The organism is Paenibacillus sp. EKM212P (assembly GCF_011066115.1).
Classification (GTDB): Bacteria; Bacillota; Bacilli; order Paenibacillales; family Paenibacillaceae; genus Paenibacillus; species Paenibacillus polymyxa_B.
Genome location: NZ_JAAMNR010000001.1, coordinates 1,139,992 through 1,162,086 on the forward strand (window position 1 = coordinate 1,139,992; position 22,095 = coordinate 1,162,086).

The 22,095-nt window shown below is 46.8% G+C and carries 26 protein-coding genes and 1 riboswitch; of the genes, 10 read left to right on the plus strand and 16 right to left on the minus strand.

The annotated features are described in order from the left end of the window. The 13 genes from G9G54_RS05380 to G9G54_RS05440 all read right to left on the minus strand — a co-directional run bounded on the left by G9G54_RS05380 (window position 1) and on the right by G9G54_RS05440 (window position 10,971). The gene (locus G9G54_RS05380; protein WP_165176495.1) at window positions 1-675 is read right to left on the minus strand and encodes a YmfQ family protein; all 675 of its coding nucleotides are present in this window, start codon (window positions 673-675) and stop codon (window positions 1-3) included. Beyond that, window positions 668-1,819, minus strand: coding sequence for a baseplate J/gp47 family protein (locus tag G9G54_RS05385; protein ID WP_165176497.1), 1,152 nt, complete (start codon window positions 1,817-1,819; stop codon window positions 668-670). Before G9G54_RS05385 ends, G9G54_RS05380 begins: the two co-directional genes overlap by 8 nt. Beyond that, entirely contained in the window at window positions 1,819-2,283 is a 465-nt protein-coding gene (locus tag G9G54_RS05390) for a DUF2634 domain-containing protein (protein ID WP_165176498.1), read from the minus strand. The genes G9G54_RS05385 and G9G54_RS05390 overlap by 1 nt, the downstream gene beginning before the upstream one ends. Further along, window positions 2,276-2,683, minus strand: a complete 408-nt coding sequence (locus G9G54_RS05395; RefSeq protein WP_165176500.1) for a hypothetical protein — start codon at window positions 2,681-2,683, stop codon at window positions 2,276-2,278. The genes G9G54_RS05390 and G9G54_RS05395 overlap by 8 nt, the downstream gene beginning before the upstream one ends. Further along, window positions 2,676-3,656 carry an XkdQ/YqbQ family protein gene (locus tag G9G54_RS05400; protein WP_165176501.1) on the minus strand — a complete coding sequence of 327 codons (981 nt, stop codon included), beginning with the start codon at window positions 3,654-3,656 and terminating at the stop codon, window positions 2,676-2,678. Before G9G54_RS05400 ends, G9G54_RS05395 begins: the two co-directional genes overlap by 8 nt. Continuing rightward, on the minus strand, window positions 3,653-4,291 hold the full coding sequence (locus tag G9G54_RS05405; RefSeq protein ID WP_165176755.1) for a LysM peptidoglycan-binding domain-containing protein: 639 nt from the start codon (window positions 4,289-4,291) through the stop codon (window positions 3,653-3,655). The genes G9G54_RS05400 and G9G54_RS05405 overlap by 4 nt, the downstream gene beginning before the upstream one ends. Before the next feature lie 39 nt (window positions 4,292-4,330). Further along, window positions 4,331-6,232, minus strand: coding sequence for a hypothetical protein (locus tag G9G54_RS05410; protein WP_165176503.1), 1,902 nt, complete (start codon window positions 6,230-6,232; stop codon window positions 4,331-4,333). Between the two features lie 181 nt (window positions 6,233-6,413). Further along, entirely contained in the window at window positions 6,414-6,848 is a 435-nt protein-coding gene (locus tag G9G54_RS05415) for a phage tail assembly chaperone (RefSeq protein ID WP_025678604.1), read from the minus strand. An 87-nt stretch (window positions 6,849-6,935) separates the two neighbouring features. Beyond that, entirely contained in the window at window positions 6,936-7,343 is a 408-nt protein-coding gene (locus G9G54_RS05420) for a phage tail tube protein (protein WP_025720555.1), read from the minus strand. A gap of 122 nt (window positions 7,344-7,465) precedes the next feature. Next, entirely contained in the window at window positions 7,466-8,932 is a 1,467-nt protein-coding gene (locus G9G54_RS05425; protein ID WP_134903949.1) for a phage tail sheath family protein, read from the minus strand. 2 nt (window positions 8,933-8,934) lie between these two features. Further along, on the minus strand, window positions 8,935-9,153 hold the full coding sequence (locus tag G9G54_RS05430; protein WP_028543149.1) for a hypothetical protein: 219 nt from the start codon (window positions 9,151-9,153) through the stop codon (window positions 8,935-8,937). A 10-nt stretch (window positions 9,154-9,163) separates the two neighbouring features. Continuing rightward, on the minus strand, window positions 9,164-10,132 hold the full coding sequence (locus tag G9G54_RS05435; RefSeq protein ID WP_165176504.1) for a hypothetical protein: 969 nt from the start codon (window positions 10,130-10,132) through the stop codon (window positions 9,164-9,166). 362 nt (window positions 10,133-10,494) lie between these two features. Then, window positions 10,495-10,971, minus strand: coding sequence for an ArpU family phage packaging/lysis transcriptional regulator (locus G9G54_RS05440; RefSeq protein WP_013309118.1), 477 nt, complete (start codon window positions 10,969-10,971; stop codon window positions 10,495-10,497). 332 nt (window positions 10,972-11,303) lie between these two features. Between G9G54_RS05440 and G9G54_RS05445 the strand changes: the two genes are divergently transcribed. The 4 genes from G9G54_RS05445 (at window position 11,304) to G9G54_RS05460 (ending at window position 15,225) form a co-directional block, all read left to right on the plus strand. Next, the gene (locus G9G54_RS05445; RefSeq protein ID WP_165176506.1) at window positions 11,304-11,777 is read left to right on the plus strand and encodes a helix-turn-helix domain-containing protein; all 474 of its coding nucleotides are present in this window, start codon (window positions 11,304-11,306) and stop codon (window positions 11,775-11,777) included. Between the two features lie 11 nt (window positions 11,778-11,788). Beyond that, window positions 11,789-12,214, plus strand: a complete 426-nt coding sequence (locus G9G54_RS05450) for an ImmA/IrrE family metallo-endopeptidase (RefSeq protein WP_165176508.1) — start codon at window positions 11,789-11,791, stop codon at window positions 12,212-12,214. Window positions 12,215-12,408: 194 nt separating this feature from the next. Next, window positions 12,409-14,310, plus strand: coding sequence for a 5'-nucleotidase C-terminal domain-containing protein (locus tag G9G54_RS05455; RefSeq protein WP_165176509.1), 1,902 nt, complete (start codon window positions 12,409-12,411; stop codon window positions 14,308-14,310). Between the two features lie 243 nt (window positions 14,311-14,553). Next, window positions 14,554-15,225 (plus strand): 3'-5' exonuclease, encoded by a 672-nt coding sequence (locus tag G9G54_RS05460; protein WP_061831175.1) that lies wholly within the window; start codon window positions 14,554-14,556, stop codon window positions 15,223-15,225. A 40-nt stretch (window positions 15,226-15,265) separates the two neighbouring features. Here G9G54_RS05460 and G9G54_RS05465 read toward each other — a convergent pair whose 3' ends face one another. From G9G54_RS05465 to G9G54_RS05475, 3 genes are all read right to left on the minus strand, one after another. Further along, on the minus strand, window positions 15,266-16,249 hold the full coding sequence (locus tag G9G54_RS05465) for a helix-turn-helix transcriptional regulator (protein ID WP_061831176.1): 984 nt from the start codon (window positions 16,247-16,249) through the stop codon (window positions 15,266-15,268). 71 nt (window positions 16,250-16,320) lie between these two features. Next, window positions 16,321-17,088: a hypothetical protein gene (locus G9G54_RS05470; RefSeq protein WP_069291299.1), complete on the minus strand. Its 768-nt coding sequence runs from the start codon at window positions 17,086-17,088 to the stop codon at window positions 16,321-16,323. Window positions 17,089-17,311: 223 nt separating this feature from the next. Then, entirely contained in the window at window positions 17,312-17,467 is a 156-nt protein-coding gene (locus tag G9G54_RS05475) for a hypothetical protein (protein WP_165176511.1), read from the minus strand. 314 nt (window positions 17,468-17,781) lie between these two features. Between G9G54_RS05475 and G9G54_RS05480 the strand changes: the two genes are divergently transcribed. The 6 genes from G9G54_RS05480 to queF all read left to right on the plus strand — a co-directional run bounded on the left by G9G54_RS05480 (window position 17,782) and on the right by queF (window position 22,036). Further along, window positions 17,782-18,222 (plus strand): hypothetical protein, encoded by a 441-nt coding sequence (locus G9G54_RS05480; RefSeq protein ID WP_023987365.1) that lies wholly within the window; start codon window positions 17,782-17,784, stop codon window positions 18,220-18,222. A gap of 25 nt (window positions 18,223-18,247) precedes the next feature. Next, the gene (locus G9G54_RS05485; protein ID WP_013309110.1) at window positions 18,248-18,952 is read left to right on the plus strand and encodes an AIM24 family protein; all 705 of its coding nucleotides are present in this window, start codon (window positions 18,248-18,250) and stop codon (window positions 18,950-18,952) included. A 79-nt stretch (window positions 18,953-19,031) separates the two neighbouring features. Further along, window positions 19,032-19,075: riboswitch (PreQ1 riboswitch) on the plus strand. 134 nt (window positions 19,076-19,209) lie between these two features. Then, window positions 19,210-19,893, plus strand: coding sequence for a 7-cyano-7-deazaguanine synthase QueC (gene queC, locus G9G54_RS05490; protein ID WP_165176512.1), 684 nt, complete (start codon window positions 19,210-19,212; stop codon window positions 19,891-19,893). After that, the gene (gene queD, locus G9G54_RS05495) at window positions 19,886-20,377 is read left to right on the plus strand and encodes a 6-carboxytetrahydropterin synthase QueD (RefSeq protein ID WP_165176514.1); all 492 of its coding nucleotides are present in this window, start codon (window positions 19,886-19,888) and stop codon (window positions 20,375-20,377) included. Before queC ends, queD begins: the two co-directional genes overlap by 8 nt. Next, complete coding sequence (gene queE / locus G9G54_RS05500) at window positions 20,370-21,233, plus strand: 7-carboxy-7-deazaguanine synthase QueE (protein ID WP_165176515.1); 864 nt, start codon at window positions 20,370-20,372, stop codon at window positions 21,231-21,233. The genes queD and queE overlap by 8 nt, the downstream gene beginning before the upstream one ends. Window positions 21,234-21,538: 305 nt before the next feature. Continuing rightward, on the plus strand, window positions 21,539-22,036 hold the full coding sequence (gene queF / locus G9G54_RS05505; RefSeq protein ID WP_013309106.1) for a preQ(1) synthase: 498 nt from the start codon (window positions 21,539-21,541) through the stop codon (window positions 22,034-22,036). Window positions 22,037-22,095: the final 59 nt, after the last annotated feature.

Below are 22,095 nucleotides of genomic sequence, written 5' to 3' on the forward strand. Positions count from 1 at the left end.
TTATGCGCCACCTCCTAAATATCTATCCTGTGTTGTATGTTCATTTTCATAGAGGGTCATAGACTCAACTTCAGCAATGGTCAGGTAGCGTAATTTGTACTCCACCGCCATATGAGCGGGCTTGATCTCCTCAATGGCTGCTTTAAGATCCTCCACGTTGGGCGGAATCCCAATGGTATCGATAAATTTGACCGTAAATCCCCATTCGGCGGGTCGAAAAGTGACATCTACAGTGCCTCCGTCGTACGCTTCAGCTACATTTTTGACAAGCCGGCCGGAAAAGGTTCCTGCCCCTCGCAGCTTCGATTCCACCACAGCACGCCGTTGGTCCAATGGCTTCGCCAGGTCGGTTTCGATCCCCAGCTCCATTTCCCAGCGTTCCAACCCCCAAGTGGCGGTACGTACGAAAAACTGTCCCACCGTTGCATCCATTGCAAGATACAAAGCGTCCAATTCGCTTCCTTTAGCATCCATATCGGAACGCATCACACGTGAGGTTTCATAATAGGCAGGCAAATAGGAAAGCAGCTCGCGTCCCCGCTCGCTGCTCATTTGGCTCAATGTATCTCCCGCTATAGTTACTCGATTAACAAAAGTGTCACTACGGTTTGCACGTTTTCCCTGGTCTGGGTTATTCAATAAATCTTCAAAGCTGTTCGTTCCATTGTTACTCACTGACGCTCACCGTCCCCAGCACTGCCACCTGACCTGATCCAATCTCAATATTCTGATTGCTCTGTCCATTGATTTTCAGTTCAGAGAAATCAATAATAATCGGAATGTCCAGCAGCACAGCAGAAATCCGGGTGTAACGTACCAACGGGTCTTCCTTGTAAAAAGCAAGCTGCTTCAAATACGTCCGCACACCGCTCTCAATCAGCTTTTTGATTTCATCCAATGTGGACGGCTTCTCTTTGGTACGCTGTACCTTGACTGAGATGTTAATTTCCACTTCTGTCGCTGGCATGATCGTCACCACAGGACCCGCTGGTGCCAGCCCTTCTCCTTGCCCATCCTGCGTCGGATCAATATACTTTTGCACCGCAGCCACGATATCCGAGCTGGCTGCTCGTTTGTCCGTATCCAGTACATATAACCCTACGGTTCCAGGTCCTTTCCACAATGGAACAACCTCTACACCGCCTACTCCGGCAATTTCATTTGCCCACTGGGTATACTGCGCCTTGTTGCCGCTTGTGCCCTGGTTCCGCACCTTGGCATAAAAACGCTCCAGCAACAGCTGGTCGCTCTCAACGTCTGTGCCGCTTTTTGTTTCCTCGGTATTGATCACAGAGGCCACCCCGCTAACCGGGGTTGCCATCACTTGGATGACACCCGCAGGCACATTGCCGCTACGCCCGGGATTAACCGCCCGAATAGCTGCTTCCCCGGCACCTTGTTCATCCAGCGTGACCGATGCCGTGGTCGCATATTCAATGGAAGCTTCCCCGGATACATCATCTGCCGGGGTCGCCACCAACGTTCCCGCCGGGACAGTCGTTCCCGCTGTGCCCGTGAACGTGACCATACCTGAAGCGGCAACCGCTTCTCGCCGTGTCACCCCATGCTCTGCTGTTCGCAAATCCAGCTCCGGCGAGCGAAAATCCGGATTATCGCTGGCTGCGGTGCTGGCAAAGCCACGTCGCAGTAGCTCCTGCGCCCAGATTGCGGCTTCGGATAGCATAAAAGCCACTGGGGCCTGCGCATCCCAAATAAAAGAGCCCTCGGACTTATCCATGTCCGAAGGCACTTTTTCCAGCATCCGATTTAAAATTCCCTCTTCCGTCTGGTCTACCAAATATTCCGGCAAGTCTGCCATTAGATCACCACACTTTCCACAATTTCTGTTTCATCTCGCACGTTCGTAATCTGGCAGCTAAAATGGCACGCCTCACCTTCCCAGCGAAACGTGAATTGATCCACACTAGCCGTACGTGCATCTGCTAGTAACGCCTCCGTGACCATGCGTTTAATTTCACTTTCCTGCACACCGTGCCCATAACTGCTACCAATCAGCTCCTCCAGCTCGCTACCATAGTCAGGTGAATAGATCACATGCCGGTAGCGAGGAGTGCGAATGGCTTTTTCACACCACTGTACCCAGGCTTCTTTCTCGCCTGTAGTCACGATTTTACGGCTAGGGCTCATAACAAACTCTCCAGCTTGAAAATCAAACCGCCAGCTTCGCCCAAATACTGCGCGGTTATCCTCCAGTACATCCGGATCGGTCATATCCGTGTCTGTCCAGATCATATCATCTGTTTCGGGAAATAAATTAGCCACGTCCACTCACCACCTTGCACACGACCACCACATCGTTACCGCTATTCACCCGAACCGCAAGTACACGATCTCCGGGCTTGAGTCCTTCGTTCAAGCTGAGATTCACATCCTCCAGCTCGTCCTCCCCAATATAAAAGGAAGTTTTCAGCTCTTTGCCTTCCCAATTTTCCGATTCCACTGCGGTTGAGGTGCCTTTATACATATGACGTGGTACAGACAGCAGCCCCGGCAGCTCGGCGACCAGATAATCCTGAAGCTCATGTTTAAAATCGTCCAGCTTGAGTCCCGTGGAGGTGATCGTGCCTAGTACGGCGCCCACTCCACTCAGCGCTTGCCGGGTGTGTCCCGCCATAGACGATTGCATTACACTTACAAATGCGCCATAGGGGTCTTTACTCAAGAAAATACCTCCTTTTAACCATATCGAAGGAAGCGAGCTCTAAAGTCATATTTCCCGGGTTTCCCAAATCCCGACTGACCGAAGTAACAATTAACTTTAATCCTTGTAATATTACAGCTTCACCAGCACGTATGGTATTAATATCTGGTAAATTAACTGTAAAAGTTTCCTGGATTCCAGTTAGATGGCTTTTAGCAAGCTTACTGGCTCCGCCAGCTGCTTTCACTTGATCATCTTCCACCAGTTTTTGCAAAGTACCTAGCGCTTTAGTATCCCCTTCTGCTACAGCCAGCACCTTAGACGGCACCTCTTGTCCGCTTCCTACGTTTTCATTAGCTGTCATTACTTTGACTTTAGTTACGGCTCCCTCAAGTGTCCGCAACTGCGTAAGATCAATAAATCGATCTAACACATAGGGGGAAGGATTGCTACCGATTTTAAATAGCTCCAATCCAGCACTTGTCATGCGTAACTGGTACAAATCACCGCCCAATTTTGCTGTCTCTTTCAAATCAGCAAGCATCATGGAATATAGAGTCTGGGCACGATAAATACCTTTTCCTAACTGTACTTTCGTGTCGGGTATTGAGGGAATTTGAAACTTCCAATCCTTCGCGTATTTACGCAACCGTTGTGTGGCCGTTTGTCCTTTGGGAAATAAATATTCATCCTCGGATTTATCCAAATAAATCGTCCTGTCATATACCACCAGAGAGAAACGTTTTGTACCGCTGTTTGAGCTCTCTACTTCCCACACAACGGCAGGGTGGAGAAGTGGTACCTTTACATTTTTTCCAAATGGAATTCCACTGACACGAATAGGCATCCCTGGGGTAATCGACGGCATATCCTGAGAAGCAGCTACACGGATGCTGGCCTGATATGCAATTTGGTTTAGAGCATCTTTTAAAGTTATTTTTTCGACCAGAGGGGTAAGATCATATTTATCTTGAAGGATTACTTGGTAGCTCATGGCATCACCAGCTTTTGGCCCACTTTAATCTTATTCGGATTGTTGCCTATTATCTTTGTATTCATTTGATATATACTTTTCCATTTGGAACTGTCCCCCAATTCCAGCTTTGCTATTTTAGAAAGTGAATCTCCAGCTTTGACAGTATACGTCTTAGATTTGGTTTTAAGATTCGTACGTGGAAGGTTACTAGAGTTTACTTTTTTGGGGGAATCCCCTTTCCGCAACACTATTTTAGGTTCACGCCATGTACGCAAAGTAATTTCAAAGTATATATCTCCTGCCTCGCCTCCCCGAAAGGTCGTATTATGAGCAATGATAAAAACAGGAACATTAATTAGCGTATTCGTAATAATAAATTGATACGGCTTCTCTGCTTTTAACATTGCATTTAACTTGTTCATCGCTTCGTTAGGATCCGGAATATTTTTATAACGACAATAAGATGCATCATACACCTTGGGAAAAAAAGAAGAAAAGGTGATTTCTTTCACCTTTTCTCCTTGTGGAAAATCAAATTCTCCGTGTGTAAGCATCGTAACTGTCTCATATCCTTTTTGTCGTGAAATATTCACCTCTTCAGGATTAACCGGGAATTGAAATACATTTTTACCATTAATAAGAAAAAAGTCTATACTCATAGCCTCCCTCCTTTCTACTATGATAGATTTACGTTAGGCTAGTACAGCTTTACCTTTTTTAAGGGAACTATTGTCCCCTCCACCTCTATTAATAATTGCCTGTCGTACCTCATTTACAATCCGGTGTCCCACTTGAAGTGCCATTGTGTCGAAATCAATAGAATCTTCTTGAACTGTTACCTGTACTGCTCCCGGAGGCAATGTTACACTGATTTGGTTGTTCGTTTCTGTCTTGAAGTCTTTGAGAAAACCGGAGAAGCTACTCATTTGTTCATCTGTTATTTGCACGAGCTGCGGAGCTGGTTTTCCTCCACTCACCGTAGGAATCTGTGAACCACCTGGCCCCATGCCTTGAATTACCTTGGAGCGGTTTTGGGCATGCTGGATAAAAGATGGTAATGGCAGTCCTGGATCAACCGAAGGAAATCTTGACAGAGCTAATGAAGCCCCAGGTACAGTCGAAGCGGGATTATAAGATTGTGAGGCCTTAATTACAGAAACAGCAGGTTGTGTATTTTCAGGTTTATTTGAGTAACCAAACAAATTAGAGAAGTCACTTTTCAAACTTTCTGTTTGACTAGAAAACCAATTACTGACATCAGATGCTTTATTACTCATCCAATCTGTAGCTTGGGAAGCTTTTTCTCCAACCCAATCCTTCGCAACACTTGCTTTCTCGCCAATCCAATCCTTTGCACCAATAGCTTTTTCTCCAACCCAGTCCATTGCAGAAGTAGCTTTTTCTCCGGCCCAATCACTCATTTCAGAGAACTTTTGAGCTAACCATTCACCTGCTAAACTATCTACTATAACACTAGCAATTGCACCAATAAGACCACCAATTACGGTACCTATACCCGGAGCAATCATTGTACCAATAGCTGCACCAGCTGTGGTAAGACTACTTCCTAAAACTGCTGATGTAATAGCAGCCGGACGTTCTTCCGGCGAAGCAGTAGCAATGTCTACAATATCTAATACTATGCTAATTGGGCCAAGCAGCTTCTTGCCCCCCTTCATTGCTCCCTTGCCTATCTTTTTAAGCATATTTCCTGGATTTTCACCAAGTATTTTTTTACCGAAATCAAAGATTTTTCCAAGTGTCCCCTTATTTCCATTCGGTCCTCCTGGAACTCCTGGCTTATGAGGCTTAGAGCCAGGCTTTGGGGTAAAAATACGTTTTATCGTTTCCCACAGCTTAGGAAGTCCTTGTTTCTTTCCAGGATTTTTTTTGTTGTTCTTATTTTTGTTTTTGCTTTTACCATCAGGTCCATCTTGCTCAGCAATACTTTTCTTATTGTTTCCTTTTTTCCCACAGCAACAATCACAGATCACCTTAATTTTTGGAGAAACTCGAATAGGACCTGTTTTTACATTGATCTTAGGCGCATATTTTGGAGCTGCAACTCTAATATTCAATCTTGGTGGTTTTACCTTAATATCATAATTAAAGTTAAAGTCAAATTTAGGATCTTTTATTTCTATATTTGCAGTAACACTGATAGACTTGTTCACAATATTGGAAACATTTAAATTATTTCCCCTGTTGCCGCCCTTAGCTCTCTTCTTATTTGTACCGTCTTGATCAATGCCCGTTTTAGCACGTGCAACAATATAGGCATCCTTAAGACTTTTTAGCTTTCTGATAAGCGCTTCGAGCACTGGAGTCGCCTTATCAATCAGAAAGACTTTTGGCCTAATTCGTAGCCGACTAAGACGAATAGCTAGGCTGTAAATATTACCTAGATGCCTATGCATATACTTGAGTTCCGTATTTAGCTTAATCAAACTCTGATAACGGGTACGACCTAAGCGATCAGAAAGCCTTTGTATCTGCTCAATATAGCGACTTGTCGCTTTAAGTTCCCGGTTTGTAATGATTAAATCCTCTACATCTGTAACAATATTAACTCTATAGTTACTTGAACCTGCCATCTACTCACCTCCTTGCGTATCTATTATTGCTGTATTTGTTTTGACAATGCGTCCAGTTCCTCTTCTGCAAAAGCGATTAACATGGTTTTTTCCCCTCTGTTTAAGGACCAAAACTCTCCGGGACGGAGATGATGCCGTATCCACAGATGATACAGCACAGTCGTCATTCCGCCGGAGCGAATCAGTTTTTTAGATCATCAATTTCCACACCGAAGCCGGACAGTTCCAGAACTTTGTCACCTACCGCATCCAGTTCCCCTGCCAGAAGCATACGGCGAACAGCCTGTTCACCACCGGACAATTTAAGCCTGCTAGTAATTCGCGGATCACCCCATCCATTAATTTGCAGACCTTTTACCTCTAGACCAGCCGTAGCTTCAGAGATAAGCAATGCATTAAATGTTTCTGTATCTACTTTTTCATCCACACGGCCTTTAATGGTTTTACGAATTGTGCACCGTTCACGGATACTATCTACTTTGTTGGACGTCAAACCACGAAGTGTGAGAAGCATATCCAGGCGTTGAATTCGAACAGTTTCCTCAGGTAATTTGTCTGCAGCTTCAAAAAGACTATCTAAAATTTGTTCTTCTGACATATTTTCAGGCAAGCTCATAAGTCATTCTCCCTTATTGTTCATTTATTGTTCATTTGTATTTGGGGAATGGAATGCCTGGCAGCATCCCTTCCCCCATTTTCCAATTTAGTTTGCTACAATCGGATCTAGTAGCTCATAGCCTTCGAAGGTGAAGGTCGTTTCTTCTGGTACTTCTTCTCCCGCAGTCCAGTTAGCCAACTGAATCTTATCTGGCATGCAGCGAATCAAACGAACACGTTCATGTCCAAAAGATTCAGGATCGTCCAGCTTGGAAATAATATCGAATTTTTCAAAACCGCGACGGATCATATCAGAAGTTACTTTGTAACCACTCATCGTTCCAGTACCTTTTTTGGCTCCATTTTTATGCACTTTCCAGGTGTTACCAACCAAATTCAATTCTCTTTTATCAATTTCCACGCTAGCTTCGAGCTTGTTAATATGTGTCTGCCATACCCCATCAATATATGCCTGACCATACGTACCTAAAATGACTCTTGAAGCATCCAACATTTCTTTTTCCTCCTCAAAATAATCCATAATATAGTTCGGGATTTCATAAAATCCTCGTTGTTAACAAGCTACTTCATTTCTGCTGATTGCCTTCGAAATGCTTATGCACGTAAAATACCTATTTATTGCACGTAAAATGTGCCGAACAGCTGCTCCATCACGTCGGTGAGCTTCACGTTCCATTGCAGGAACACTTGATCCGGCTCCGGTTTGATGACTGGCGCATCGCCGTAGTAAGCCGGGTCGAGAATGACATCGTAGCCGTCTGCTTCGATGACGTTGCTCAGCGACAGCTGTGCCAGGTATTCTTTGATTGCACCGATAAGCGCCAGACGACCTTCCACCGTGTTGTTGATTTTGCCAATGTATGTCTCTTCGGCTGCACGCTGCAAGTCAGCGTTAATAGCGTCCATAACGCGGATGGAACGGATTTTCTTCCATGCGTTGTTTTGTCCGGCAGACGGGTTTACCAAGCTGTTAATCCCACGCAACGCTTTGACCTGACGTCCGTCGAAGAACAGCAGGAAGACACCATTACGGACAGCCTGCTCCTGCTCGGAACGTGTCCAGCGGCGGGTTACATCCTCAAATGGCGTAACCGCATATGTTGCCGATTGATTCAGACGTTGGCCTGCGATCAGTCCGGCTACATAAGCAGCCGTTTGGGCAGAACTGTAGTCCGTACCTGCCAGACGTACGCCTGTACCGACGTTCACGATGCCTTCATGGTTCAGTGCCAGGGAACGTGCAGAGGCCACGCTGACGGCTGTTTTGGACACATCGTCTGCCGCAGAACCGCCGAATACAGCGATTACGCCTTTACCTTCGTTGCGAACACGCTTGATCCAGGCAGCGAAGCTTTGCAGCAATGCCAGATCAGCTGCATAATCCAGAGCCAGGACATTAAACTCTTGTCCTTCAAGTGCTTCTTGCATCGCGATGTAATCGGCATTAACCAGCTTGCTATTGCCGCTGTTGCCGCCAGTGAGGTGTACGCCGCTGACATCCACCGGAATGCCGCCGTCACCGACAACCTCAGCCTTCACCCATACGTTTTCGCTGTTCTCGTTCATGGCCTTGGCAATAGAGGCAGCCGTACCGTCACTGCCTTTGTACGTACCGAGCAGCTTGGTTCCTTCATAAAGGCGCACCTCACGTGCTTGCTCATCACCCAAAGTTGGCTGTACAGTTACAGCAAAACCATTACCGCGGCTACCTGTATACAAAGCCTTCAGGCGCAGCACATCCGCTGGGGTCTCACCGCCGCTTTTCAGCGTCACAGATGCTTCAGCAGCTGTATCATCTGCCAAACGGTAGGCTAACAGCTTTTTCGGACCGCCCAGCAAAGCCAGATACAGCGTCGAATACGCGGTCGCACCGTCCAGACTGTCACCCGAAAAGATTTGGCTGATTGCCGTTTCACTGCCGATCTCTACAAACTCACGTACAGGGCCCCAATTCGCCTTAACGGGTACAACGACCGTACCACGCGACCCACCTTGAATCGCTGAAGCTGCTGCTGCCTGAAAATTCATATACAAACCCGGCAATACCGGTTTATTCGTGTTTTCCCATGTTCCGCCTGCCATAATTAGTCCACCTTCGCTTTCATAAATTGTTCGATTTTAGTGTGTGCTTCTGCTACTGTAAACAGCTTGTCCTGTGTGCCAAAAAAGGCGCCTGCCAGCACTTCTTCTTTCACGGAAAACAATTGTTCTGCGTGCTCCTTTAGCTCCTCCAGCGTATAGCGGGGGCCACTTGCTTCCTGCCCGGAATGTACCGGGGCCTTCTCATGGTTTTCCAAGGTCACTCGGACCACCTCATTTCAAAATAGGATGAATTTCCACTCTGCGAATCAACGCCGCTTCCTCAGCTGGGCGCATACGCCGCTGTACCAGCATCAGCCGAAGCTGACCATCTAAAATGGCATCTGCCTGCAAATCGGCTGAAGCTTCAGCTGTAGACATATAACGGCCCTTGTCCTGATCCAGAGGAAGCTGGATTTGAGCGGCAAAGCCCTCGATCAGTGCGGAAGCTGCGCGGTTTTCTTCAGTGGTGTCTGGGGCGGTAATATGCCCGATGAACCGTTTGCGCAGCTCATACATGGAGGCTCCCGCCATCCTAGTTTCGCAGCCGCTCATCCGCCACAGTACCGCGTGCCGTCCCGGCTGTGCGGGCCAAGCGTCGGCGTATACCGACCACGTTTCGCCCAGTTGCTTCTGCGTCCAGCGGACCAGCGCGGCCAGCCACTCTTCCGGCTGTGTAGCACTGTTTGCTGGAGCGGCTGAACCACTTTCCGTTTCAGGCACATACACGCCAAAACGCAGCGTTCTATAGGCCTTCCCCGTAACAGTGTCCAGCTTTTCTGCATCTCGCACGCCCAAATAGTGCGCGGTAAAAGCCGATGTGTCCTCACCTGCACCTGTCACTGGTTCCCGGTGCAGCCCGGCAATCAGGGCATTCGCCCATACATCAGCCTGCGCCAGTCCGGCTTGTCCTGCGTACAGCTTGATGCGAACAACCTGCCGATAGCCGGCCCAGGAAGACTTCCAGATTTCCTCGCCCAGCGCCATAACAGCATACGGCTCCTCTGCCGTCTGCGACGGTGGCTGAACATCGTATACACGCCCTTGCAGCGCTGGAATAATTTCAATGAGCTTTTGCTTAAAGGCTTGTCTCATCCTGCGGCATGCCACCTTTGCGTACCCTGCGTTCGCATGTTGTGGCTGTTCAGCCAGGCTTTTTTCCACTTCCGTGTTCTCAGCCGGCGTAACCTCGTACTCATGCATTGCAGCATCCCTTGCTTAGGCAACACGACTCCTCCTTTCTATTCAACGAATTCCCGGGAACCGACAGAGACGATCACCGCATGAAAAAACCGGCCCTAATGGCCGGCTAACGTTTGACTGTGTGTGTCTTCGGTATGTCCTCTTGTCTTGATTCCCGATGATATAATCTTACACCCTAATAACGAATGCGTTGCCGGGGAAATGGACGATAAAAGCAGAGACTAGGGATGAAGTTGGGAGGTTTTTTGAGAACATGTGTTCCCATCATGAAAAAAGGCCTTGATCCCTGTTATTACAGGAAATCAAAGCCTTTTAGGGAACGATTTTAAAATAGAAATGAGAACAAGTGGATAATTATTACATTAACCCAGTTTTCGATCCGCACCCTTCTGCAAGCCTGCCAGATTCAAAACGCCTTGGTCCGCCAGTGCAAGCGCCATTTTGTAAAAAGCACGCGTACGAAGCTTCGTATACGTATCCTTGCTGACTGGCGGGTCTAACACATAATTGTAAACCTTGTAATCAAACACATCGTCATCCTTTAAATAACGTTCACGGATGAGCAGCTGTTCGCGTTCATTCAAGCGACTCACTACCGCATCCACCATTTCGCAGTAGGCCAAGCGGGCGGCAGGAGCATCTACATTATATACGGCTGTCCGAGCCGTTGGATCGCTTGTCACATTCGTTGGTCCGTTCGGGCGATCCGTATAGCCAGCAGTAATAAAGCTCTCCCGATCCATAAAAGTAATCGTTTTATAAATTCGGTATTTCTCAAACACACCCTCCAATGCATTCTGCGTTTTGCGACGGTCCAATTCGGGTAAGTTATTTCTCATGTAAAGCAACACTCCTTATCTTATGCCTTTTGACAATGATGTATTTTTAAATGAGGATTTTGCACTTCGAAGCGACTGGAATCGAATTTTGCAAAATCCTGAAATAGAAAAACGCTCGTGTTTACAATTTGTTCCCCTTTTGTTCGTATCTTGAGTATAACATAACATTATTTAGGATAGGTATCCATCGTCAAAAAAAGCAGTATAGCTCCAAAAACAGGATATTCACTTCATTTTCCTATGCCTTTTGGCATATTACGTGCTTTTACTATTTACCTAATGGTATAATAAAACTAATATCTATGATTCTCTTGCAGAAAGGAGCCCCCATTGTGGAACAGCCAGCATTCGGAACTTACTTAAAGCAGCAGCGTGAGCACAAACAATGGAGCATCAACCAGTTGGCAGATGCTGCAGGTATTAGCAATTCACAAATTTCCCGCATTGAAAATGGTCTGCGCGGAATCCCCAAACCCTCCACTCTCCGCAAAATAGCGGACGCGCTTAGCGTATCCTATACCGAAATGATGAAGGCCGCCGGATATTGGGGAGACGATGATTCAATGGAGCAAAGTCCACATGAACTTTATCGTTCTACTGTGCCAGAATGGGCAACCTCCAAAGATCGCCGGGATTTTAAAAAAATGCTGGAGGAAGACGACGAATTAATGTTCGATGGCATTCCGCTGGATGAAAAAGATCGTCAACGGATCAAAGACGTGCTGACAGGTCTGTTCTGGGAAGCCAAGCAGATGAACAAACATAAAAAGCCCAAAGAGCCCCGAACGGGCAAAGATCAGGGATAGCAGGTGAGCGTATGAACGAACTCATTCACAAACTTGTCCGAAAATACCGTACCAACTGCCCCTTCGATATTGCGAAAGCCCTAGGTATCCATATCCGATACTGCGATCTAGGCCCCACAACCAAAGGGCTGTATTACCACAAGCTGCGTAGAAGATTTATCGTTATCCACAATGGCCTCACACCCGAATGGGAACGGTTCGTCTGTGCGCATGAATTGGGACATGACCGACTGCATAAAGGCATCAGCCGCTTTTTTATGGAGGAGCATTCCTACTTTTCCCCAGGAAAATTTGAACAGCAGGCCAATCGGTTTGCCGTGCTTTTGCTGAGTGAAGGAAAACCGCCACTAGCTGACGAAACGTTGGATCACTATTTACCCCGGATCGGGCTGCCCAAAGAGACTGCCCTTTTTTTTAACCATAAATTAGAACATTAGTTCTCATTCTGTGAGCTGCTGTTGATTACTTCCTCTATAATATAGGTAACTAGACGATGGATTTAACAACCGATATATCAAAAAATTTTAATGCTTTGATATAAAATAGAAGTTATTTTTACAATCATCTGATAAAATGTGGTCGTAAGCGGTTTCTCTAATTCATTCATTTTATGGGAGGTTGAAGGAACAACATGAACTCATGGAAAAAACTCTCGTCGATCCTGACGACTGCCGCGCTTTTACTTGGGTGTCTCGGTACAGCAGCAGCAGACCCAGCAACCAATGTGGGAACAGCGGGAACGGCAACGGCTCCAGTCAGCGGTAAACACATCACCATCCTACATACGAACGATACCCATGCCCACGTGGTCGCGAACGACAAGGAAATGGGATTCGCCAAGCTGGCGGGTATCATTGATCAGTACCGGGCTTCCAATCCCAATACACTGCTGCTAGATGACGGGGATACCGTTCATGGAACGACCTTCGCTACTTTGGTTAACGGCGAGAGCATTGTGAAAGTGATTAACAAGCTGCGCTATGATGCTATGGTTCCGGGTAACCACGAGTTTAATTATGGTTGGAAGCATCTTGTGGAGCTAAGTAAGGATATTCAGTTCCCTGTGCTCAGCGCCAATATTAAACAAACAGACGGAACACGTTTGTTCAAACCCTATGTTATTAAAGAAGTGGACGGCGTTAAAATCGGTATTATCGGTCTGACTACGCCAGAAACGGCATATAAGACGAATCCCAAAAATGTTGAGGGTATTCAATTCACCGATCCTGCGGCTGAGGCTAAAGCCGCTGTTGATGAAATCCGCAGCAAAGTAGATGTCGTTGTTGTTCTTGGTCACCTGGGGCAGGATGCGTCTAGCAAGGACACCAGCCTCAAGGTTGTTAAGGAAGTGCCTGGCATTGATATTTTCATCGATGGACACAGCCATACCGTACTGGAAAAGGGCTTGATCAGTGACAATGGTACATTGATCGCTAGCGCAGGTGAATACACCAAGTATTTGGGTGTTGTGGACTTATGGGTCGACGGCGGTAAGGTTACGCAAAAGCAAGCGAAGCTGATTGATTCGACTCAAGCAGTCGATGTTCAGCCCAACGCTGAGATTGCTGCATTGATCGCCTCCATTCAAAAGGACCAGGAACCTATTCTTAAAGAGGTTGTAACGCAAACGAGTGTGGATTTGGAAGGAGCACGCGAAAAGGTACGTGCAAGTGAAACCAATCTCGGTGACTTGCTCACCGATGCTATGCGTGACGTTTCGGGAGCAGACGTGGCTTTAACGAATGGTGGCGGCATCCGGGCTTCCATCAAGACGGGGACGGTAACCAAGGGAGACATCATCACTGTACTGCCCTTCGGCAACCAGATCGTTACCCTGAAAGTGAAGGGCTCTGACATTCAGGCCGCACTGGAAAATGGTACAGCCTCCTATCCAGGGCCAAGCGGAGGTTTCCCACAGGTATCAGGTATCACGTTCAAAATAGACACATCAGCAGCCAAAGGCAGCCGTGTTCATTCCATCCTGATCGGCGGAAAAACACTTGATCCTGAGGCAACATACACACTGGCCACCAATGATTTTACTGCCGTAGGTGGTGACCAATATACGATGTTCGCTAAATATCCACAAGCAGGTATGTTCGGCTCGCTTGATGAGGCGTTAATCCGTTATATGCAAAAGGTCGGCTCCGCTAGCCTGCAAGTACAAGCGGACGGTCGCATTCAAGAAGCCAAGGCTGACGGTAAAACTTCTGTCCCTGCCACACAAGCTGCGCCGTCTGCCTCAACCGCAACACCTGCACCTGTGCAGGAAAAGCCGCAACCCGTTCCTACACCGGCTGCGAAACCAGCACCCGCAAAACCGGCGCCGGCAAAGTCTCAAACAGCCAAGCCACAGCAGACATCAAATTCTGCACAAGTTACAAATAACCATGTATATGTTGTGAAATCCGGGGATACGCTGTATGACATTTCCCGCAAACATGGTACCACCTGGCAACAGCTTCAGCAGTTGAATAAGTTGAAGAATCCTCACCGCATTTATCCGGGACAAAAGTTAGACCTCCCGGCCTAATTCAATAGCTAGCAAAAGCAGCATCCGGAATCCTAGTGGTTTCGGATGCTGCTGTATGTCAGGCGTTTTTAGATATGCGATAGTCCAAGCTCATTTGGACATCGCATATTTTTTTTAAAAGCAAACCTTTTAACCGCTGACAAGTTGTGAACCGAGAGGTATGATGGAGAAGAGTCATTCGGGCAGAGAACATTCGTCCCGATACCCATCGGGATCAGTTATATGTGTGAAAGGAGTCCTGAAATGCAATACATTATTTACGATCTTGAATTTACTGTTAGCCGCAACGCCAGATATTCCTCCGAAATCATTGATATTGGTGCCGTCAAAGTTGTTCAGGGAGACGATGGCCTATACGTTGCGGATACGTTTCACAGTTTTGTAAGACCCTCGAATCGGCCTGTACTCTCTACAGATACCGTTCAGTTCACAGGTATTACTCAACGAGATATTGATGCCGCTCCACTATTTCCTGAAGCTGTGAAGGAATTCATAGCCTGGCTCGGTACGGATTCCCCTTATTATTTATGCGCATGGGGCCCGGATGACCGTCAGAAGCTGGTATCCCATTGTCGTACCCATCATGTAGATCTCGGATGGATTCATAATACAAATGATATACAGAAGCAGATTTCTCGTCTGTTTGGATCCAATGGAAAGTACCGTCAGTTGAGCTTGTCTCAGGCGCTGGAATTGTGCAACATTGACTTTGACGGTCAACAACACCGGGCACTGGATGATGCCGTGAACACTGCTCAGGTTTTCATGTACCATTTTGATCGTATTACATTAGTTCATAATGCTGCTGACGATGAGGAAAGCCGTGGATCGAAGCTCGTCTACTCCTCACCAGAAGAAGAACAGGAGCAGTACAGTCCTTTTGGCAATCTCGCCAACCTGTTTAAGGACCGTTAAGCGGATAGCTCCCCGGCCCGTTCCGGGGGATCTCCCCCTGTTATTCTTGATTTCCTGCCTTTTTATCGAAATAGAATGTCCCCCAGGTCCGCAGCATTTCTTGCATTCGTTTGCGGTACCGTAAAGGCTCCAGGATCTCGGCCTCAGCTCCATAGGAAGTGAGCCAATCCAAAAATTCACGGTCATGATTGACCGTCACCTCAAACAACAAACTTCCATCTGGCAAATCCCTAAGAAAAGGCTTGATGAACAGCTCCTCTTCTTTGACCCGATATACAGACTCGGCAGAAAAACGTACCACAAACCGGATATTCTGATTTCCTTTGGTCACCGACCAGGTCCCTTTAAAAAACATTTCCATTTCAGTTGTATTTTTTTGAAACGTATACGGCAAAATTCTCATGTTCCGAAATCGACTGATCCGAAAGGTTCTCATCGCGGATTGCTTGTGACAAAAACCAAGCATATAGAATCGCCGATCCTGCGGAACCAAACAATAAGGATCCACCTGAACGAGTGATACATCTTCATTTTGAGGTGAGCTGTATTCCGCTTCAATAGTCTGCTGCGTAAGACTCGCTAAAACAATCAGCCTGAGCAGATAGGGCTGGTTTTCCCGATCAAGTGTCGAGCCGAGCCGGACAATATTTTTCATTTCCTGCGCGAAGCTCGTCTGGTCCATCTTTTTTTTCTGACTAGAGGCCATCACTTTCTCATAAGCACTTTCAAAAGCTGGCGGTAAAAGAGGCTTTACCGTTTCCATAATCTCTCCCAGCTTAGTAAAAGCCTCTGCCTCTTCTTCCGTCCAATTCAAAGGATACAAAGCAAAATTGCTAATAAAAATGTACCCCTTGCCATGCCCCATATTCGTAATCGGTATATGCATAGCGCTTAGCGCCTCCATATCTCGGTATATGGTACGTTCTGATGTTTCACAACGTTCGGCAAGCTCTCTTGCCAATATCCCTGGATTTGCCTGAACAATAGTAATAATCCGCATTAAACGTATCAACCGATCAGTCAAGGAAGTCTCTCCTTTACAAAAAGATAGTAAATTAGACTCACTATATTACACAAATAAACTAGCATAATTGCCTATCTCAAAGTATCATTTTCAGTAAAACGAACATCTTCTAGTGATATCGCCTTATTAAAAAAGACTTTAGAACTATACGCTGTAAATGATACAAAAGTACCACTCCATTTATTACGTATAGCCAGAAGCAACTCGGCTTCCTGCAGGTAGTCCATATCATCGCTTCTTGCTGCACGTATAAGTAATTCATCTGCTTGTCTGGTAAGGATGAACGCCCCTTGCTCATATTCCCCTTTCTCGTACATACGCAATGCCTTTTTTACAATAGGGGACGTCTCATTCAGCTTTATGTATTTTTCCACCTTCGGGTTGGATGGAATGCTCAGCAGACCAAGATGATGCGTAAAATGGATGTAGAGCTGATCTGTCCGGATCAGCGTTCGCTTTTCCTGCGATGGCTTGCGCCAGCTCCACTCCATCATTCCAATCGTATGTCTTCCGGACGAGTGGGCCGGTATAGAAAACGTCAAAATAGCCTGTCTATATTTTCCCCGCCTTACATCACCACAGTGAACAAACATGCTATCTCCGTTTTCCGAGCGTTTAAAACCGAGCCTTACCCCTTCAGCTTTTAATAGACTTACCCCGTTTTCTGGAATGAACTGGAGTTGAAGGTCACATCCCGCTGCTTTCGGTATTAGATTTCCTTTTCTTTTGCGTATAGCTCCGTAGCCCCATTCTATCAGTAGATTTACTTGTTTGGACCCATTCGCAGATATAGACTCTTTGTCCCATGTGTACGTTACATTGAGCATTGACTTCACCACTGGTAAATTCCCCCTAAAAGAACATGTAACTCTAAATTAACAGTGTTATCTGACATTATATTGTCAGGGAACGTATGTTTGATTGTGAAAATTATACATGGGAATCTTTATGAAGGGGGACCTAGTTTGGTAAATAACATTTTAAACCATTTGAATTACATGAATGCGCAAAAATAGCCCGGCGTATGCCGGGCCATATCATAGTCTACTTCTATATTTAAACTTATGAGATTGTAGTTTCTGTTAAAGAAACATTCGTTTTTGTGCAAATATCAGATATAGGAGCAAAAGTAGTGCTATCTACGACGAGATCCTTTGATAACGGCTTTCCATTTACAGTGATTTTTAAAGTTTTATAGTTTTGTTCTCTCTCATTCATCTTGCAAAATCTCCTTTTATATCAATTTTTAATATATTTCAGTTCATATATTCAACTTAAACCCCTGATCAGGTGCGGATCGTTCTTTACTCGTATGCTGGGAAAAATGCCGGAATGTTGCCGCTTCCTTGATATACCCGTTTTAAGGTACACTTAAACTAATATATCGACTTTTTTTGAGGACATTTTCTTCATATTTATCGTCCGTTTATTCTAAAATCTGCATCCGAATCGTTATATTATACGTAACCATGTCATATGGGTAATGATCTATATCATCTAACATCTTGGTTTATCAAAAGGGGGAACATCTCTTGGCACGACCAACTTGTCGTTTTGCGTTGTACCGTCGCATTGTCTGCGCTGCTATAGCACTTTTGTTTATTTTTGGGATAACTCGTGTACCCGAAGTACATGCTGCTTATTGGGATGATGTGTACCAAGGCTTCGAGCAATTTTCGCGGTTGCCCGGTGATGTGTATCAGCTCAAGGAAAGCTACCGACAAACACAGGAGGATCTGGAGAAGGCCCGTAACAGCTTAGAAGCCTATCAAGAGCAAAACGCCCAATTACTGGAGCAAAACCGCAAGCTGACTGACACTGTCACAGAATTAAAAAATCTTCAAACCCAGCGCGATCAGGCTTCACACCGAAATAAAATGCTCATCATCACAGCTATAATTCTGCTGGCCGGTTATTTTATCGGTATCCGACTGTTGCGTTACGGGATGCGTCGACGTTCGGGAAGATACTAACTGCCTGAAAGGATGAAAGGTCTGAATGGACATACAAGCAGGACAACACCATGATGAAAGCGTCGGTTCGGTCGTAACGCTCGATCTGGCGGAAGGAGAAAAGCTGCACGTTCTGCATCCGCAGCAAATCATCGCATACCGCGGACCCAGCTCAGGCCGTAGTGATAAACTAATGAATATAAAGGGCATGTATCGCAAACACAAACTGATTCAGGCCGATTTCACAGGTGCTTGTCGCCTAATTGCCGCACTTCCACCTGGCTTTAGTCTAAAAATGATTAAGCTTGAAGGAAGCGATGATCTGTTATACGATTTTCGCAACCTGTTCTGGTACAGCTCCGGTATTCAAATGCGTACCAAGCTGCTAAGCATGAAAAACATGTTGTTTAGCCGCGATGTTATAAAAATGAAATTTGACGGTGTGGGTCAAATCGGTCTTTTGACACAGGGATTGGTATGTCAAGAACAGCTTCATCCGACAGAGCCGATCTATGTGGATGCGAGCAGCGTCATTGCCTATCCCGAAAACGCCAAACTGGAGTTGACCGTGTACGGCAACCATCTGGCCAGCCAGCATATGAACTATCATTTTAAAATGACCGGACAGGGTACCGTACTATTCCATGCCGGGGAACATCATCGGCGGCTCCAACAGGATATGAACGACGATGGCGTGATCAAGCGCTTTTTACGGGAAGTCATTCCATTTGGTGGAGTGTTTATCAAATAGCCCTGCCATGCTATAATGACAATGCTAAAGCCGTCTGTCCTCGTGGCAGATACTAATGAAGAAAATCCATGCGTCATGCATGGGAGAGGTTCGCGAACTCCCTCTATAAAAAACTAACGATGCTTTGTCCTCCGCAAGAAAAATGAATTCGCGGGGCAAGGCCTGTTTTTTGTTGAAGTCGGTTCAAGAACTCTCCTTCTTCCAAGTGACAAGACTCCGTGTCTTGCACCATTCCAAGAAGATCGAGAGGTTTTTTTATGTTTGCAAACGAAAAAGCAGTCGTCGTATTCAGCGGCGGCCAAGACAGCACAACCTGTTTATTTTGGGCAAAAAAACATTTTGCTGAAGTAGAAACCGTGACGTTCGATTACGGTCAACGCCACAAGCAGGAAATCGAAGTAGCCGCTGGAATCGCCCGTGAACTAGGTGTTCCGCAAACGGTACTGGATATGAGCCTGCTTAATCAACTAGCCCCTAATGCCCTCACACGCACCGACATTGACATTACACAACAGGAAGGCGAACTGCCTAGCACCTTTGTAGACGGTCGCAACCTTCTGTTCCTGAGCTTCGCGGGAGTTCTCGCCAAGCAAAAAGGAGCGCGCCACTTGATTACAGGCGTTTGTGAGACGGATTTCAGCGGCTATCCCGATTGCCGGGATTCTTTTATCAAATCGCTGAACGTCACACTGAACCTTTCGATGGACTATCCCTTTGTGATTCATACCCCGCTCATGTGGCTGAACAAGGCCGAAACCTGGCAGATGGCCGATGAGCTGAAAGCTTTTGAATTTGTAAGAACACGTACACTAACGTGCTATAACGGCGTCATTGGCGACGGCTGTGGCGAATGCCCTGCTTGCAAACTTCGCCGTGCTGGACTCGAGCAGTATCTCGCGGTGCGCGGTGCTTCCTCCCAAGGAGTTGAAGGTCATGCGTGAGCCAGGTACCTTTCGCATTGTCGACAAGCTCCAGCAGTTCGGGACAGACATTGAGCACTCTCAGCTGCGTTATCACCGCAAACGTGTACTAGTCAGCAAACAATTTACATTCGATGCAGCACATCATTTGCACTGCTACGAAGGCAAATGCAAAAATCTGCACGGTCATACCTATATCGTCGTGTTTGGCATAAGCGGTATACCGGGCGAAACGGGTCTAACGCTGGATTTTGGTGACATCAAAACGATCTGGAAAGAGCGGCTTGAGCCTTTTCTGGACCATCGTTACTTGAATGAGACGCTTCCTCCAATGAATACAACGGCGGAAAATATGGTCGTCTGGATCTTTGAACAAATGGAGTCAGCCTTGACCTCGGATGCATACTGCAACCGTGCCGCAGGTGGACGTACCGAGTTTGTACGGTTGTTCGAGACACCTACCAGCTACGCCGAGTTCCGACGGGAGTGGATGCTCGATGAGTAATACCGTGACGACTCACCAACCCATGACAGCCTCCCACGGGACCCAAATAGCCCCTATTCCCGTACTGGAGGTGTTTGGTCCCACCGTTCAGGGCGAAGGGATGGTCATTGGTCGTAAAACGATGTTTGTTCGTACCGCAGGCTGCGATTACCATTGCTCGTGGTGTGACTCCTCCTTTACCTGGGACGGCAGCGCCAAGGATCAGATCCGTCGTCTGAGTGCCACAGACATTTGGCAGGAGCTGAAGGCCATCGGTGGCGAACGGTTTTCGCATGTGACCCTTTCTGGAGGCAATCCTGCCCTGCTACCGCAGCTTGGGGAGCTAATCACCCTGCTGCGCAGCCAAGGCATTGCCACCGCTGTCGAAACCCAAGGGTCCCGCTGGCAGGAATGGCTGTACGATATCGATGAGGTAACCCTATCCCCGAAGCCGCCCAGCTCGGGTATGACGACCAACTGGGACGTGCTGGATGATATCGTCGCCCGTCTGTCGAACCGGAAGATGGCTGGTGAGCCCCGAGCTACGTCCAACGTCCCAACCGCAACAGGCTTGAAGGAACCCGCTAATGAATCTGCGCAGCTCTATACCGGAGCTTGCAGCTTGAAGGTCGTCATCTTCGATGACACCGATCTTGCCTACGCCCGCACCGTTCACGAGCGCTATCCACACGTACCATTGTTCCTTCAGACGGGTAATCCAGATGTAAACACGGAGAACACCGGACAGATTGCGGAGTCCCTACTCCATCGTTATGAATGGCTTATCGACCGTGTCATGGACGATTCCCGACTTAACGACGTAAGAGTACTCCCACAGCTCCACACCCTCGTATGGGGCAATAAACGCGGCGTATAACACTTATATGTAATATATTCCGTATGAGCTGTATGTGATACACAGCACTTCTATCCCAGCCCACAGGTAAACGAGCAGGGACTTTATGGTGTTGACGGCGGTCGGCAGCGAAGCGGAGGATTTGAAGCTGGAGAAGCGATTGCGTTCGCCTTTGAAATGGGATTCTAACCTATATCTTTCAAATCATCAGAAAGAATCCCATTTCAACAGCGATCGGAAGCTCAAATCCTTCGCGGAGCGACCTCCCCATCACCATAACTCCCTATTCCTTTTACCACTATACCAACTATAAGGAGCCTCATCCAATGACCGGAAGAACACCCGAAGAAATGACCGACGTTACCCTACTTGGCAATCAAGGCACACAATACACTTTCGCCTATGATCCCGCCATTCTTGAAAGCTTTGATAATAAACATCCGTATCGGGATTATTTTGTAAAGTTCAATTGCCCGGAGTTCACCAGCCTGTGCCCGATTACAGGACAGCCTGATTTTGCAACCATCTACATCAGCTACATTCCTGATATTAAAATGGTAGAAAGCAAATCCCTTAAGCTGTACCTGTTCAGCTTCCGTAACCACGGCGATTTCCATGAAGACTGCGTCAATATCATCATGAATGACTTGATTAAGCTGATGGACCCTCGCTACATTGAAGTATGGGGCAAATTCACGCCACGCGGAGGCATCTCTATCGACCCGTACACCAACTACGGCAAGCCAGGAACGAAGTATGAACAGATAGCGGAGCACCGTATGATGAACCATGATATGTACCCAGAAAAGATCGATAACCGTTAAGCTGATACTCCCCATCCTTAAACAGTGAAGTGCACCCCTAGAATACACGCTGGAATAAC

Coding starts and splice junctions, on each gene's coding strand:
- G9G54_RS05385 (WP_165176497.1), bottom strand. CDS start 1,819: ATGGCAGACTTGCCGGAATATTTGGTAGACCAGACGGAAGAGGGAATT.
- G9G54_RS05400 (WP_165176501.1), bottom strand. CDS start 3,656: ATGAGCTACCAAGTAATCCTTCAAGATAAATATGATCTTACCCCTCTG.
- G9G54_RS05410 (WP_165176503.1), bottom strand. CDS start 6,232: ATGGCAGGTTCAAGTAACTATAGAGTTAATATTGTTACAGATGTAGAG.
- G9G54_RS05415 (WP_025678604.1), bottom strand. CDS start 6,848: ATGAGCTTGCCTGAAAATATGTCAGAAGAACAAATTTTAGATAGTCTT.
- G9G54_RS05420 (WP_025720555.1), bottom strand. CDS start 7,343: ATGTTGGATGCTTCAAGAGTCATTTTAGGTACGTATGGTCAGGCATAT.
- G9G54_RS05425 (WP_134903949.1), bottom strand. CDS start 8,932: ATGGCAGGCGGAACATGGGAAAACACGAATAAACCGGTATTGCCGGGT.
- G9G54_RS05435 (WP_165176504.1), bottom strand. CDS start 10,132: ATGCATGAGTACGAGGTTACGCCGGCTGAGAACACGGAAGTGGAAAAA.
- G9G54_RS05440 (WP_013309118.1), bottom strand. CDS start 10,971: ATGAGAAATAACTTACCCGAATTGGACCGTCGCAAAACGCAGAATGCA.
- G9G54_RS05450 (WP_165176508.1), top strand. CDS start 11,789: ATGAACGAACTCATTCACAAACTTGTCCGAAAATACCGTACCAACTGC.
- G9G54_RS05455 (WP_165176509.1), top strand. CDS start 12,409: ATGAACTCATGGAAAAAACTCTCGTCGATCCTGACGACTGCCGCGCTT.
- G9G54_RS05460 (WP_061831175.1), top strand. CDS start 14,554: ATGCAATACATTATTTACGATCTTGAATTTACTGTTAGCCGCAACGCC.
- G9G54_RS05475 (WP_165176511.1), bottom strand. CDS start 17,467: ATGAATGAGAGAGAACAAAACTATAAAACTTTAAAAATCACTGTAAAT.
- G9G54_RS05485 (WP_013309110.1), top strand. CDS start 18,248: ATGGACATACAAGCAGGACAACACCATGATGAAAGCGTCGGTTCGGTC.
- queC (WP_165176512.1), top strand. CDS start 19,210: ATGTTTGCAAACGAAAAAGCAGTCGTCGTATTCAGCGGCGGCCAAGAC.
- queD (WP_165176514.1), top strand. CDS start 19,886: ATGCGTGAGCCAGGTACCTTTCGCATTGTCGACAAGCTCCAGCAGTTC.
- queE (WP_165176515.1), top strand. CDS start 20,370: ATGAGTAATACCGTGACGACTCACCAACCCATGACAGCCTCCCACGGG.
- queF (WP_013309106.1), top strand. CDS start 21,539: ATGACCGGAAGAACACCCGAAGAAATGACCGACGTTACCCTACTTGGC.